We start from the raw sequence: 14,378 nt of genomic DNA on the forward strand, positions 1-14,378 counted from the left end.
ATAACCGCCTGACGTTACCCAATGGATTTATTTACTTGCCATCAGCAATTGCGCCAATTCTTTTTTCTCGTCGAGACTCAGACTTTGATTCCGATCTTTGGCAATTAGCAGTTCCATACGTTTTTCAATTAACTGGTTGTAGAGATAACTTAAATTATCCGCAAATGTTTTTTCGACATTTTCGTCACTGATTAAATGATCCCAAACCGCTAGAATTTCAAGGTGTTTACTGTTTTCTTTTCCGCGCCAATATTCCAAAATTTGCCCGGTGGTCAATCCCAATCGTTCACGACATAGCTGCGCCAATTCGTAAAACAGTTTAAACCCCGGATCTTGCAGTTCGTGCAACGAATCCAGATCCGGAATATTCTCGACCAGTTTCGGGTGCTGCAGCAGCAGGGCGATCAACAGCCGCATCGGCGTTTGCTTAATCTTTGGTTGGCTGAAATGGGATTTTTCTTCATTTACCGCAGGCAAAGACAACAGCTGTTGCAGTTGATTCGGATTCATAATACCCAATTTACTGCCCAGCATTTCAACCAAATAGGTACGCAGCAATTTGCCCGGAATTTTTTGAATTAACGGCTCACTCAAAGCGGCCAGTTTCGCTTTGCCTTCTTTACTGCTCAAATCCACTTGTGTCAGTAAATGTTCGAATAAAAATTCATTCAGCGTTTTCGCCTGTGCGACAAATTGTAAAAAACCCGTTTTTCCGACTTGGCGGATATAAGAATCCGGATCTTCCCCGTCCGGTAAAAACACGAATTTCAACTGACGTCCGTCGTGCAAGTGCGGTAACGCATTTTCTAACGCCCGCCATGCCGCATCACGCCCGGCGCGGTCACCGTCATAGCAACAAATAATCTGTTCGCAACTGCGGAACAGTTGATAAATCTGCTCCGGTGTGGTGGCGGTTCCCAATGCCGCCACCACATTTGTCACCCCGAATTGTGCCAAGGCGACCACATCCATATAGCCTTCCACAACCAGTAAAAATTCCGGCTCGGCATTATCTTGCAGCGCTTCATACAAACCGTATAATTCATTGCCTTTATGGTATACCGCCGTTTCGGGCGAATTAAGATATTTCGGTTTTTCATCGCCCAAGACACGTCCGCCGAAGGCAATCACCCGCCCGCGACGATCCCGAATCGGAAACATTAAACGGTGACGAAAACGATCATAAATATTACCGCGATCATTTTTAGACAACATGCCGGTATCCAACAACTGCTGCTGTAACGCACTACTGTTGCCGAATTTTTTCAGCACACTGTCCATGCGATTCGGTACAAAACCGATTTGATAACGTTGTACCACTTCCGCCGACAAACCGCGTTTTTCTACATACGCCTGCGCCGGAATATCCTGTTGCAAGTTCTGTTGATAAAAAACGGCGATCTCCTGCAGCAACTGATGCAAATCCCGTTTGCTCCGGTAACTCAGGCGTGAACCGCCGTCCTGATCGAATTTCCCCTGTTCGCGCGGCACTTCCAAGCCGTGCATCGCAGCCAACTCTTCAACGGCTTCAACAAACTCCAGTTTGTCATATTCCATTAAAAAACCAATGGCGTTACCGTGCGCACCACAACCGAAACAGTGGTAAAACTGCTTGTTTTGACTGACGGTAAAAGAGGGGGTTTTCTCATGATGAAAAGGGCAACAGGCCTGATAATCACGGCCGGCTTTTTTTAACTTCACCCGTCCGTTGATCAATTCGACAATATCGGTACGCGCTAAAAGATCGTCAATAAAAGTTCTAGGGATTTGTCCTTTCATCTGTGTGATGACTCCGTTTATGAATTCTGCCGTCTGTGCGATGGCAATCTCTCTTCTAGGCACGGAAGGATTTTTTGTATAATAAAACCGTGAAACCTAGGAAGGGAATCACGGTTTTATCGAATTTTAGCACCCGACCGTCAAATTAGACAACGACAAAGTGCGGTCAAACAGCTGAAAATCAGTATAAACGGGTGTGACGTGCGTTCTCACGAGCCAATTTTTTAGCGTGGCGTTTCTGTGCGGAAGCCTTTTCACGTTTACGGATTGTGGTTGGCTTTTCATAGAATTCACGGCTACGAACTTCTGCCAGAATACCGGCTTTTTCGCATGAACGTTTGAAACGACGCAATGCTACGTCGAAGGATTCGTTTTCACGTACTTTAATTACAGGCATGTGCCATTCACCTCAAAGGAATTTTGTTATTTTAAACTAAATTGCCGCACATATGGCGACAGGGCTATATAAAGGTTTGCAATTCTAATGCAAAAAGCGGGTAAAAGTCAAAGCAAAGTTTGCGCTTTTTGCTAAAAAACCGAGCGTATTTTCCTCAGACGGCATGGAAAAACAGAGTTGCATAGAAATCGCGGCATAGTAGAATAGCCTTTCATTCCGATAATAAAACTAAGTAGGAAAACAAAATGCGGATTTTGGGCATTGAAACCTCATGTGATGAAACCGGCGTTGCCGTTTATGACGAACAAAACGGCCTCATCGCCAATCAATTATACTCGCAAATCGCCTTGCACGCCGATTACGGCGGCGTAGTGCCTGAACTGGCGTCGCGTGATCATATCCGCAAAATTGCGCCGTTAATTCAAGCCGCATTGCAACAAGCCGGCCTGAGCGCCGCCGATATTGACGGCGTTGCCTATACCTCAGGGCCGGGGCTGGTCGGAGCATTACTGGTCGGCGCAACCGTTGCCCGTTCGTTGGCGTATGCTTGGAACGTGCCTGCTTTGGGGGTTCACCATATGGAAGGCCATCTACTGGCGCCGATGCTGGAAGAGAATCCGCCTGCATTTCCGTTTATCGCCCTACTGGTTTCCGGCGGGCACACCCAATTGGTACAAGTTGACGACGTAGGGCAATATCAATTACTCGGTGAATCAATTGACGATGCCGCCGGCGAAGCGTTTGACAAAACCGCCAAACTGCTCGGGCTGGACTATCCGGGCGGTGCCGCATTGGCAAAATTGGCAATGCAAGGCAAACCGCACTTTACATTCCCGCGCCCGATGACTGATCGCCCCGGCTTGGATTTCAGCTTTTCCGGCTTGAAAACCTTTGCCGCCAATACTATCGCTGCGAATCCCGATGACGGGCAAACCCGCGCCGATATTGCTTTTGCATTTCAAGACGCGGTGGTGGATACGCTGATAATCAAATGCCGCCGCGCCTTAAAACAAACCGGCTTGAAACGGTTGGTCATCGCCGGCGGTGTCAGCGCCAATACCGCACTTCGTCACGGTTTGGCGCAATTAATGCAACAACTGGGCGGCGAGGTATTTTACCCTCAACCGCAATTCTGCACCGATAACGGCGCCATGATCGCTTATGCCGGCTTTTTGCGGCTGAAACACGGGCAAACATCCGACCTGGCTATTGAAGTCAGGCCGCGTTGGAATATGACCGAACTTCCCCCTTTAACATCGATTTAATTCACAGGATTTTATATGAAAAACTGGCATACTTGGCTGATTATCGGCACCGTTTCAATTCTTTTCGGGCTTTTTGCGATTTTAAATCCGTTTGCCGCCAGTATTGCGGTAGAACAACTGATTTCATGGATTTTTATTCTCGTCGGCTTAATTCAAATTTATTCCGCATGGAAAACCCAACGTTTTTCTTGGGTGATGCTGTCCGGCGTCATCGGTTTGTTGGTCGGTTTAGTCATGCTCACCAATCCGCTTGGTGCATTGCTCTCTTTAACCACGTTAATCTCAATGCTGTTGCTGTTTATCGGCGGCGCCAAATTGCTGGCCTCATGGAAATTACGCACCACGCCGTTTTTCGGTTTTGTGATGTTTTCCGGGCTACTGTCGGTACTGCTTTCCATTGTTATTTTTGCCAACCTGCCCGATGCCGCCGCAACCCTGCTCGGCTTATTATTGGCGATTGAACTGATTTCCAACGGTATTTCCTTGCTGACTTATGCCGTGATCATTAAAAAACTGGAACGGAAATAATGTTCACAAAAGTGCGGTTCATCACCGCACTTCGCTTTGATACCCCCCTTAATACGGTTTTTTACCTGCTTTTTCAATCAATTTACACAGATAAGGAATATCATCATGGCTCAACATATCGATTAGCCCCTCACGCAACCACTCGATAATTTCGCTTTCTGCATCAATCCCGTATTTTTCGTTATACACTTGCGTAATCTCACGCCCCGGCGGTGATTCATGTAAATATAAACGCACCGATAAGCCGGCTTTTTTATACGCCGACAAATCGTCACGATGAACATAATGATACTCCACACAGGCACTGGCTGCATTTGAACCCAGCGTTGCCTCCAGCTGTTTGTTATAACGCGCCAGTGTCACCACTTGCAGTTTGACTTGCGGCAAAATCGTTTTTACCCGATTAATCAACACGTGATCAAATGCCAACAATAATACGTTATCAACCGCGTTGGTTTCTAACAGCGTATCCGCCAATACTTCGGCACAACGTTGATGGTTCAGCTTTTGCTTCACTTCCAGCACCACGCCGACATGATTCGCTACCGCCCACAACAAAACCTCGCGCAATTCGGGAATCGGCGTACCGGCAAATTTCGGATCAAATTTTATGCCGTAATCATACTGCCGCAATTCCGCCAACGTCATCTGCTCGACATAACCCGTACCGGTCGACACCCTATCAATGGTAAAATCATGATGCACCACCAATTTCTCGTCTTTGGTCATATGAATGTCCAACTCAATCGAATGCGTGCCCGCCGCCAACGCCGCCTCAAATGCAGGCATCGTATTCTCAGGATAACAGTGGCTATACCCACGATGACTGTTTGCTAAAACCATGCCTTGCCCGGCAACAACAAAATTAAAACCCATTTTTTCCTCACAGTGAAAGTTGATTAAAAATTGAATTTAATTATCAAACAAATAAAAATAATTTAACAGCATTAAATAAGATAAAAGTGATCTAATTCACACTTCAAATAATATTTTGAATTTATTTTTTAAATTGTAATGAAACTGTCATAGTTGTGCTGTATTATCTCCGCAAGCAAAGCCTCAAGGCTTATTATTTCGTTAACGGAGGAGTTTATGGCGACTTTGGCGATCAAAAACATCACCAAAAAATTCGGTGATTATTATGCGGCAAACAATATTTCATTCACTGCGGAAGAGGGTGAGTTTGTCACCCTGCTCGGGCCAAGCGGCTGCGGCAAAACGTCACTGTTGAAACTGATTGCCGGTTTTCATGCGCCCGACAACGGTGAAATTTTAATAGACGGCAAAAACGTCAATCACGTCCCGCCGGAAAAACGCAACACCGCCATGTGTTTTCAGTCTTACGCACTCTTTCCGCACCTGAATGTCGCACACAACATTTGCTACGGCTTGCAACAGCGCAAAATTGTGCCGCTTGAACAAAAAGCACGTTTGGATGTCGCCTTAAAGCAAATGGATTTGGAATTACACCGCTTGAAATTGCCGGGGCAGCTCTCGGGCGGACAACAACAGCGGGTTGCACTCGCCAGAGCTATGGTCACGCGGCCGGATGTGATTTTATTCGATGAACCGTTGTCAAATCTCGATGCCAAATTGCGTGAAAGCGTACGTTTTGAAATTAAACAACTTTCCCACCAATATAACCTGACAAGTATTTATGTAACCCATGATCAAGCGGAAGCGCTGGCGATGTCAGATAAAATTATCGTGCTCAACAAAGGCAATATCGAGCAAATCGGCACACCGGAAGAGATTTATTACCGGCCGAAAAATCGATTTGTTGCCGATTTTATCGGCGTTGCCAACATCACCGAAGCCAAAGTGCGGTCTTGCGGCAACAATCTGTATCAGGTCAGTTCGGTATTTGGCGATTTTGTGGTGGAATCGGAAATTCAGCCGCAAGCCGAACATATCTATATCTGTTTCCGCCCCGAAGATGCTGAAATTTGCCAACAACCAACAGCAGAAAACCGCTTTGAGGTTGCGATTCTGCAAACCGCCTTCATGGGCAATTTAACCGAAATTCAAGCTCAAGTAGAACGTGAAAACCACCGCCGAAAAGTGCGGTTACAAGTGAAAAATTTTTTACAAATTCAGGGGAAAAGCCGTTTGGCATTTACCTTACCGCGCACGGCGATTCATTTTTTGGAGGCCGTCTGATGAAACAAATCAAAAACGACCTCACCGCCTGGCTACTGCTCGGCAGCGGACTGGGCACAATCTTACTGTTAATGGGCTCAACGTTTTATATCGTCATCGCACAAAGTTTCGGGCTGCATAACATCAACAATACCGAACCGCACTTTACGCTCGAATTTTGGGAAATCGTACTGGCAGACACCACCTTCCAAAAGTCGCTGTTTTATTCCATTAAAGTCTCTCTGCTCGGTGCGATTTTCTCGATTATCGTTTCTTACCCGATCGCCATGTGGCTGCGCAAACCGATACCCGGCAAAGTGGGCATCATCACGATTTTGCGTGCGCCGATGCTGGTGCCCGGTCTGGTCGCGGCATTTCTGTTTATCAACGTCATCTCTTATCACGGAATTTTAAACGAATCGCTGGTTTGGCTCGGGATCTGGTCGGAACCGAAAACCCTGCAAAATGATGAGTTTGGTTGGGGCGTCGTGATTTTGCAAATGTGGAAAAATATTCCGTTTGCGCTGATTTTGATCGGCGGGGCGGTCAACGGCTTAAAAAGCGATCTGCTCGATGCCGCCGCTAATCTCGGTTCAAATGCATGGCAGCGCTTCCGCTATGTGATCTTTCCGATGACGCTCGGCGCGGTACAGGTGGCGTTTATTCTGATTTTTATCGGTGCGCTCGGCGATTTCGCCTTCTACACCATTGCCGGTCCGCGCAGCACCTACTCATTAGCGCGTTTAATGCAAATGACGGCTTACCAATTTGAAGAATGGAATCAAAGTGCGGTCGTTGCGATGATGATTATGCTGACTTCGGCATTTTTCACCGTCTTGATCTCCGTCGTTATCCGCCCGTTAGCCACGAAACGAGGAGATATCAAATGAGTTCGGTAAAAACCCAAAACGGCAGACTGATTGCCAAAATTTCCTTCATCTTTTTTATTCTCGTCAATGTCGTCTGGCTGGTTATTCCGCTGTTGATGGCAGGTTTATGGTCGCTGGTCGATCCCGAACAGCCGTGGAGCTACCCGGATCTGTTCCCGCAGTCGCTGTCGTTTGCCCGTTGGTTTGATGTCTGGGAAAATACCGCACTTCCCGAAGCCATGCTCAACAGCTACACCATTGCGCCGGCCGTTTCCGCACTGGCGATCGCGCTGGCACTGCCGACGGCTTATGCCTTCGGGCGCATGGAATTTCGCGGCAAGAAGATCGCCGAAATGCTGACCTTAATTCCATTGGTGATCCCCGGTATGATCATTGCGCTGTTTTTCAGTGCGGTATTGATCGATTTAGACATTCGCAGTCCGTTTATCGGCATTGTGATCGGGCATACCGTGATGACTCTGCCCTATGCGATTCGCATTCTCTCCGCCGGTTTTTCTTCGGTTCCACAAGATCTGATTGATGCCAGTCGTGATTTGGGCGCTTCTCGCTTCACCACCTTTAAAGATGTGTATTTACCGATGTTAAAACCGAGTTTTCTCGCCTCGATTATTTTCTGTCTGGTAAAAAGTATCGAAGAATTTTCAATTTCGTTCGTCATTGGATCGCCGGATTTTATCACCGTACCGACCATTCTGTATTCGTTTCTGGGTTACTCGTTTGTCCGTCCGAATGCGGCGGTGGTATCCCTGATTCTCTTAATTCCGAATATTATCTTATTGATGATTATCGAAAAATTACTGAAAGGAAATTATCTTTCTCAATCTACAGGCAAAGCATAACCCCAACTTTCTTGATAAAAGGAGCACTATATGCGTTATTTCAAAACACTGTCCCGACTGAGCTTGGCTGTCTCGGCCTTGGCTTTATCCGCCTTTTCTCACGCCGACACCCTTGAAGGCAAATCCTGGGCGGAAATCGAAGCCCTCGCTAAACAAGAAGGGCAAGTAACGTTCAGCGTCTGGTATCTGCAACCTGCTTGGCGTACTTTCGTAAAAAATTTTGAAAACCAGTACGGCGTTAAAGTGCGGATTCCGGAGGGAACGCTTGACGGCAATGTCAACAAACTGCTTGCCGAAAAGAATCTGGCACCGGGTAAAATGGACGTGATCGCCATCAGTGCGGATCGTGTCAATATCGTCAATAACTTCGCCGCAGCAAAAAATTTAAGCGGCTTACCGCACTTTGATAAACTCAACCACAACTTGCAAGGCGTTGAACTCGGCGAAAATGCCGTTGGTTTCTGGGGCAACCAAACCGGATTGGCTTATGACCCGATGCGGATAAAGCCGGAGGAACTGCCGCAAACCTGGCAACAATTGGAGGCGTATATCCAAAATAATCCGAAAAAATTCGGCTATTCCGATCCGAACGGCGGCGGAACCGGCAATGCCTTTATTCAGCGCGCCATTGTTTATACCGCCGGCGACTATGATTACCAACAACCGACCGTCGACCAAGAACAAGTCAAGAAATGGCAACCCGCCTGGCAATGGTTCAGAGATAACGCCGCCAATATGACCCGCACTTCGTCCAACGCCGACAGCCTAACCCGCCTCAATGACGGGGAGCTGAATTTGGTTGCCGCTTGGCAAGATCATCTGTTCAGCCTGCAACAGCAAGGTGCGATCACCAAACGGCTGCAATTCTATGTGCCTGAATTCGGTATGCTGGGCGGTGGCAATGCGGTTGTCGTGGCGAAAAATTCCCCTCACCCTGCCGCTTCATTGCTGTTCGCCCATTGGCTGACATCGCCGGAAACCCAACAAAAACTGAACGCCCATTTCGGTGTTCGTCCGCTGGATAGTGAATCCGGCAAAAAAGACATTGTCGGTTTCGCTAACGGCTGGGCAAAAGCTCAGGTGTTGGGCTTCACCAAAGAAGTAGTTTCTCACTAGAATCCCGAAGCGGAATAGGGGATAATGCGTTATCCCCTTTTTTAACCCCGATAATTTGGATTACCATGCCTAAAACCGACTATTTCAGCTTTGATCTGCGTCCCAGCCAAAAATTATTGCTGAATTTAATCCGCCAACATTCGCCGTCACGTGCGGAATTAAGTCATCTTTCCGGCTTGACGCCCGGCGCCGTGACTCAATATTGCCGTGAATTATTGTTTTTAGGCTTGATCAAAGAAGGCGATAAAATCGTCGGCAAACGCGGTCTGCCGTCTTATCGCCTGGAACTGAATCCGAACGGTTGTTGTGCCGTCGGCGTATCGTTCGCAGAAGAAGATTTTGACGTTTCCGTTGTCGATTTAAGTGGTAAAAAACTGGCAACCTGCCGCAAAAAATACGCCAATGCCGATAACTTCGAACAAATCGTGCAACAAATCAAAAGTGCGGTTTCCGCCCTGCTGGAAAAGAAATTTCTGACCACAGCCCGAATTCTCGGCATCGGTTACGCTGTGCCCGGCTATCTGCTGGCGGACGGTTCGCGCTCGGCGCCGTGGCTGCCGGTGTTGCAGCACAAGCCGAATTTATCGGAAATTTTCGAACAACAACTCGGTTTACCGGCGTGGGTGGAAAATAATACCAATGTCAGCGCCTTAGGCGAATTTTATTCCGGCAACTGGAATAAAATCAAAGATATGATAGTCATCAGCATTGATTACGGTCTGGGCGCAGGCATTATCACAGAAGGCAAACTCACCAAAGGCGGATTTGGTAATGCCGGCGAAATCGGCGCATTTTTTCCAAGCGGCGAACAGCGTCCGACATGGAAAGATTTGAAAAAAACACTCAAAACCGCCGATTTGCCACTCGAACAAATAGACCGTCTTATTGCAGACAATCACCCGCTCATTGAACAATGGCTCAATCGTGTCAACCGTCAATTACAAAGTGTTATCCAGTCCGCCCTTTACTGGCTCGACCCCGAAGCCATCGTCCTCACCGGACTGTTACCGCCTGCGTTGACCCGAAAAATCATTACAAATGTAACCCAATCCGCAATTTATCAAGAACCGTCAAACAAACCGAAACCGATTCTGCACTGCGCCGACAACACCATCGAAAGTATCTCGCCCGCCGCCGCCTGTTTACCGATTTATCATTTGTTGAACGGATAAACGTGCGGTTTAACACGCCTATTTGCGCTTAAACTTACTCCACATTTTATCTTCTTGCCCGCGCCACAGGCGTTGGATATTTTCATGGTGGCGGTAGATCAAAAGACAGCAGACCAATGCGACGGGGAAGGTGAATTCGGGTTTGAACAAATAGACATACAACGGCACTAAAAGTGCGGTCAGAACGGCACTGAGTGAAGAGTAACCGCTAACCAAAAATACCAGTAACCAAGTGCCGAACATACTGGCTGCCACGCCCCAGGCAATCGGGGCGATTGCGCCGAAAGCGGTGGCAACGCCTTTGCCGCCTTTGAAACCGAAATACAGCGGAAAGCAATGCCCCAGACAGGCGGCTAAGGCAACCATTCCCAGTTCGAACTGGGTTAAATTCAAATAATAGCCCGCCCACACCGGCAACATGCCTTTCAGCATATCAAATAACAATACCGCCAGTGCCGCCCATTTGCCGCCGTTGCGCAGCACGTTGGTCGCCCCCGGATTGCCGGAACCGGCCGTGCGCGGATCAGGCAATCCCGCCAGACGTGAAATCAGAATCGCACTGGAAATTGATCCGATCAGATAAGCGAAGATCATATAAAAAACGGCAAACAGGCTCATGACGACCTCGGGGATTGGCAATAAAATTTGAGAATATCGTTCATTGTACCGAAAATCAATGGCATAATCTGCGCTAAATGTTCGATAAAGGATAAAAAGATGTACGATACGATTTTTATTGAAAAATTAACGGTGTTCGCCACTATCGGGGTTTACGATTGGGAGCAGCAAATTAAGCAAAAACTGGTGTTTGATATTGAAATGGCATGGGACGGTCGCCGTGCAGCGGCCGAAGACGATGTGCGGTATTGCCTGAATTATGCCGATGTAAGTCAATTTATTATTGATTATGTCGCCGCCAAACCGTTTTTGTTGATCGAAACCGTTGCCCATCAGGTTGCAGAACAGTTGCAGCAACGTTTTGCCATTCCGTGGTTGCGCCTGAAACTCAGCAAGCCAAGTGCGGTTGCTCAAGCCTCCGCCGTCGGTATTGTGATCGAGCGAGGGCAACGTTGATGCCGACCGCACTTTACGGTTATCTGGGGCTGATTTTTGCCGCCCTGTTTTGGGGCGGCAATTTTATGTTCGGGAAAATCATCAGCAGTGATATTTCGCCGATTATGCTGAATTTCAGCCGTTGGTTTCCGGCAGCAATCATATTGCTGTTGCTGTTTCACCGTCGGCTAAAACCCGCATTGCCGTTAATTCGCAAATATTGGCGGCTGTTGACCGCACTTGGCATTCTGGGGATTATTTTCTTTCCCGTCTTTTTATATCAGGGGCTGCAAACAACGACGGCACTGAACGCCAGTATTTATCTGGCGGCGGTACCGATGGCAACCTTGTTGATTAATCGCCTGCTGTTTCACGATGCCGTGCGGCCGCCGATGCTGTTCGGTGCGATATTGAGCTTTATCGGTGTGCTGTATCTGCTGGTACAAGGCGAATTTGGCAATATTTTGCATCTGAATATCAACAACGGGGATATGTGGGCGATCGGCTCTGCGCTGAGTTGGGCGGTATACTGCTCGATTGTGCGCCTCAAGCCGCCGCAATTGACAAACAGCGTGTTTGTCACTTCGTTAGTTACTATCGGCGTGATTCTGTTTACGCCGTTGTATTTATATGCCGTGATACAAGGCGAAGGTGCGGTTTATGCGAAACTCGATGGCTACCAATGGTGGATTATGTTATATCTGGTTGTTTTTCCGTCAATTTTATCCTATGTCTTCTGGAATTACGGTATCACCATCGTCGGCTCCGCCAAAGGCGCCAGTTTTACCAATGCCGTACCGCTGTTTGCCGCCATATTAAGCATTGTCGTATTACGTGAACCGATCCGCCCGTATCACCTGATCAGCAGCTTGTTGATTATCGCCGGTTTGCTGTTATGTAACCGCAAAGTGCGGTCACGCCAACAACAGTAACTGATTTAGCTCGGTTAATTCCAGCGTAGGTAAATTACGGCTTTCTCGCTGAAACCGTAATTTATCGGCATTCAGATTCAGCCATACCGCCTGACACCCTGCCTGTACGGCGCCCTGCACATCGGTTTGCAGATTGTCGCCGATGTGTAAAATCTCCGCTGACCGCACTTGAAAATGCGCCGCCGCCTGAATAAACAACTCAACGTGCGGTTTTGCCCTGCCGTGTTCGCCGCCGCGCAGACATAAGCTGAATTGATTAAAACCGATTTTTTCAGGCTCAACATTCCCGTTGGTAATCGCCGCCAACGGATAGCGTTGTGCCAATTGGTTCAATACTTCAAAACTGTGCGGCGGCACGTCGATTTGGTGGCGCCAATGGGTAAAATGGCGCATCACGTGCGTGCTGATCGCGCGAATATTCGCCGCTGAAACCGCATACTGCCGTAACAATACCGCAAGCGCGTGAATACGCCACTGCACCACGTCTTCACTCAACAACGGCTCCGATTGTGCGACCGCACTTTTTACCCGATGCCACGTTTCGGCTGTCAAGTGCGGTAAATTCGCCAAACGCTGCAATTCAGCCAGAAACTGCTTTTCCGCCTCGGCAATCACCGTGCGATTATCATATAAGGTATCGTCCAAATCAAAACTGATGATTTTGAACGGCTGTAATTGACGATAAAAGCGCATAATAAATCCTGTATAAAAAATCGTGACGACGATTATGCCATTAATTTCCCCAATGCGCTGACAAAAGTGCGGTCACAAAAAAGCCGCGCCTCCACGGCACGGCTTTTGATATCAAACCATTTGATGGTTAATCCTCAAATATTTTGGCTTTGTAGATAGGATTCATCAGGTTTTCAGGCGATAAAATATCGTCCAGTTGTTCTTCGGTCAGCAGACCTTTTTCCAATACCACCTCTTTGACACTGCGCCCTGTGGCGGCACAAATTTTGCCGATCACATCGCCGTTATGGTGTCCGATGAACGGATTCAAATAGGTAATAATGCCAATTGAATTAAAGACATAACTTTCACAAACCGCTTTATTGACCGTGATGCCGTCAATACATTTGTCACGCAAATTAACGCACGCATTGCCCAACAAAGCGATACTTTCAAACATGGCTTGCCCGATAACCGGCTCCATCACGTTCAACTGCAACTGCCCTGCTTCGGCGGCGAAGGTAATCGTTAAATCATTGCCGAAAACTTTGAAACAGACTTGGTTCACCACCTCCGGGATCACCGGGTTGACTTTTGCCGGCATAATCGATGAACCGGCCTGCAATTCCGGCAAGTTGATTTCATTCAAACCGGCACGCGGGCCGGAAGACAGCAGACGCAAATCGTTACATACTTTCGACATTTTTACCGCCGTGCGTTTCAATGCGCCATGCACCATCACATAAGCACCGCAATCGGAAGTCGCCTCAATCAGGTTTTTCGACAAGACACAGCGCAATCCGCTGACTTCGCCCAAATAGCGGGTCGCCAATGCCGGATAACCTGCCGGTGTGTTCACACCGGTGCCGATTGCCGTTGCGCCCAGATTGACTTCCAGTAGCAATTCGGCAGCGCGGCTGAGATTCAAAATCTCTTCTTCCATCAACACCGAAAATGCGGTAAATTCCTGACCGACCGTCATCGGCACCGCATCTTGCAGCTGCGTACGTCCCATTTTCAGAATATCGGAAAATGCCGCCGCTTTGGCTTCAAAACCTTGTTGTAGATAACGCAATTTTTCGATCAGCTGTAACAAACTGTTATATACCGCAATACGGAAGCCGCTCGGATAGGAATCGTTAGTCGACTGGCTTGCATTGACATGATCCATCGGATCCAAATATTGATATTCGCCTTTTTGGTGTCCCATCAGCTCCAGTGCCAGATTCGCCACAACTTCATTGGTGTTCATGTTGACCGAGGTTCCCGCTCCGCCTTGAAATACATCGGACGGAAATTGATCCAAACATTTTCCTTCTTGCAAAATCGTATCGCAAGCCGCAATAATCGCTTGTGCAATTTTTTTCGGGATCACTTTTAATTCGCCGTTTGCCATTGCCGCCGCTTTTTTCACCATCACCATGCCGCGCACAAATTCAGGAATATCGGAAATCGTTGCACCGGAAATCTTAAAATTCTCCACCGCTCTTAAGGTGTGAATGCCCCAATAAACGTCTGCCGGAACCGCTCTTTCGCCTAGTAAATCTTTTTCTAATCGGGTTGCTGTCATTTGTTTTTCTCCTCTTGTATTTGAGA

Annotated in this window: 15 protein-coding genes; 9 read left to right on the plus strand and 6 right to left on the minus strand. The window is 47.8% G+C overall.

All coding sequences use genetic code 11. From position 1 onward, the window contains the following. Nucleotides 1-27: 27 nt before the first annotated feature. Both dnaG and rpsU read right to left on the minus strand, forming a co-directional pair. Nucleotides 28-1,779: a DNA primase gene (gene dnaG, locus OA57_RS04980; protein WP_034614226.1), complete on the minus strand. Its 1,752-nt coding sequence runs from the start codon at nucleotides 1,777-1,779 to the stop codon at nucleotides 28-30. 181 nt (nucleotides 1,780-1,960) lie between these two features. Beyond that, complete coding sequence (gene rpsU / locus OA57_RS04985) at nucleotides 1,961-2,176, minus strand: 30S ribosomal protein S21 (protein ID WP_034614227.1); 216 nt, start codon at nucleotides 2,174-2,176, stop codon at nucleotides 1,961-1,963. Between the two features lie 245 nt (nucleotides 2,177-2,421). Here rpsU and tsaD point away from each other — a divergent pair, with 245 nt between their 5' ends. Then, nucleotides 2,422-3,441, plus strand: coding sequence for a tRNA (adenosine(37)-N6)-threonylcarbamoyltransferase complex transferase subunit TsaD (gene tsaD / locus OA57_RS04990; protein WP_034614230.1), 1,020 nt, complete (start codon nucleotides 2,422-2,424; stop codon nucleotides 3,439-3,441). A gap of 15 nt (nucleotides 3,442-3,456) precedes the next feature. After that, on the plus strand, nucleotides 3,457-3,969 hold the full coding sequence (locus tag OA57_RS04995) for an HdeD family acid-resistance protein (RefSeq protein ID WP_034614232.1): 513 nt from the start codon (nucleotides 3,457-3,459) through the stop codon (nucleotides 3,967-3,969). Between the two features lie 48 nt (nucleotides 3,970-4,017). Here the strand turns inward: OA57_RS04995 and OA57_RS05000 are convergent, their stop codons facing one another. After that, nucleotides 4,018-4,845: a glycerophosphodiester phosphodiesterase gene (locus tag OA57_RS05000; RefSeq protein ID WP_034614235.1), complete on the minus strand. Its 828-nt coding sequence runs from the start codon at nucleotides 4,843-4,845 to the stop codon at nucleotides 4,018-4,020. Nucleotides 4,846-5,061: 216 nt separating this feature from the next. On the opposite strand from OA57_RS05000, the gene OA57_RS05005 reads away from it, so the two are divergent. From OA57_RS05005 to OA57_RS05025, 5 genes are all read left to right on the plus strand, one after another. Beyond that, nucleotides 5,062-6,129, plus strand: a complete 1,068-nt coding sequence (locus OA57_RS05005) for an ABC transporter ATP-binding protein (RefSeq protein WP_034614239.1) — start codon at nucleotides 5,062-5,064, stop codon at nucleotides 6,127-6,129. Beyond that, a complete protein-coding gene (locus OA57_RS05010; RefSeq protein WP_034614242.1) occupies nucleotides 6,129-6,998 on the plus strand; it encodes an ABC transporter permease in 870 nt (289 codons plus the stop codon). Before OA57_RS05005 ends, OA57_RS05010 begins: the two co-directional genes overlap by 1 nt. After that, nucleotides 6,995-7,837 carry an ABC transporter permease gene (locus OA57_RS05015; RefSeq protein WP_034614244.1) on the plus strand — a complete coding sequence of 281 codons (843 nt, stop codon included), beginning with the start codon at nucleotides 6,995-6,997 and terminating at the stop codon, nucleotides 7,835-7,837. Before OA57_RS05010 ends, OA57_RS05015 begins: the two co-directional genes overlap by 4 nt. 30 nt (nucleotides 7,838-7,867) lie before the next feature. Then, nucleotides 7,868-8,953 (plus strand): extracellular solute-binding protein, encoded by a 1,086-nt coding sequence (locus OA57_RS05020; RefSeq protein ID WP_034614246.1) that lies wholly within the window; start codon nucleotides 7,868-7,870, stop codon nucleotides 8,951-8,953. A gap of 65 nt (nucleotides 8,954-9,018) precedes the next feature. Next, nucleotides 9,019-10,125 carry an ROK family protein gene (locus OA57_RS05025; RefSeq protein ID WP_034614248.1) on the plus strand — a complete coding sequence of 369 codons (1,107 nt, stop codon included), beginning with the start codon at nucleotides 9,019-9,021 and terminating at the stop codon, nucleotides 10,123-10,125. A gap of 18 nt (nucleotides 10,126-10,143) precedes the next feature. On the opposite strand, the gene plsY is transcribed toward OA57_RS05025, so the two are convergent. Next, nucleotides 10,144-10,743: a glycerol-3-phosphate 1-O-acyltransferase PlsY gene (gene plsY / locus OA57_RS05030; RefSeq protein WP_034614251.1), complete on the minus strand. Its 600-nt coding sequence runs from the start codon at nucleotides 10,741-10,743 to the stop codon at nucleotides 10,144-10,146. Nucleotides 10,744-10,842: 99 nt separating this feature from the next. On the opposite strand from plsY, the gene folB reads away from it, so the two are divergent. Together folB and OA57_RS05040 are read left to right on the plus strand one after the other, a co-directional pair. After that, nucleotides 10,843-11,199 (plus strand): dihydroneopterin aldolase, encoded by a 357-nt coding sequence (folB, locus tag OA57_RS05035; RefSeq protein WP_034614254.1) that lies wholly within the window; start codon nucleotides 10,843-10,845, stop codon nucleotides 11,197-11,199. Beyond that, complete coding sequence (locus OA57_RS05040) at nucleotides 11,199-12,110, plus strand: DMT family transporter (RefSeq protein ID WP_034614256.1); 912 nt, start codon at nucleotides 11,199-11,201, stop codon at nucleotides 12,108-12,110. Before folB ends, OA57_RS05040 begins: the two co-directional genes overlap by 1 nt. Here OA57_RS05040 and yigB read toward each other — a convergent pair. Both yigB and aspA read right to left on the minus strand, forming a co-directional pair. Then, nucleotides 12,093-12,803, minus strand: a complete 711-nt coding sequence (yigB, locus tag OA57_RS05045) for a 5-amino-6-(5-phospho-D-ribitylamino)uracil phosphatase YigB (protein ID WP_034614259.1) — start codon at nucleotides 12,801-12,803, stop codon at nucleotides 12,093-12,095. The two genes, OA57_RS05040 and yigB, sit on opposite strands and share 18 nt — an antisense overlap. Before the next feature lie 127 nt (nucleotides 12,804-12,930). Next, nucleotides 12,931-14,352, minus strand: a complete 1,422-nt coding sequence (aspA, locus tag OA57_RS05050) for an aspartate ammonia-lyase (protein WP_034614263.1) — start codon at nucleotides 14,350-14,352, stop codon at nucleotides 12,931-12,933. Nucleotides 14,353-14,378 lie beyond the last annotated feature (26 nt).

This window comes from Chelonobacter oris (assembly GCF_000772535.1).
Classification (GTDB): Bacteria; Pseudomonadota; Gammaproteobacteria; order Enterobacterales; family Pasteurellaceae; genus Chelonobacter; species Chelonobacter oris.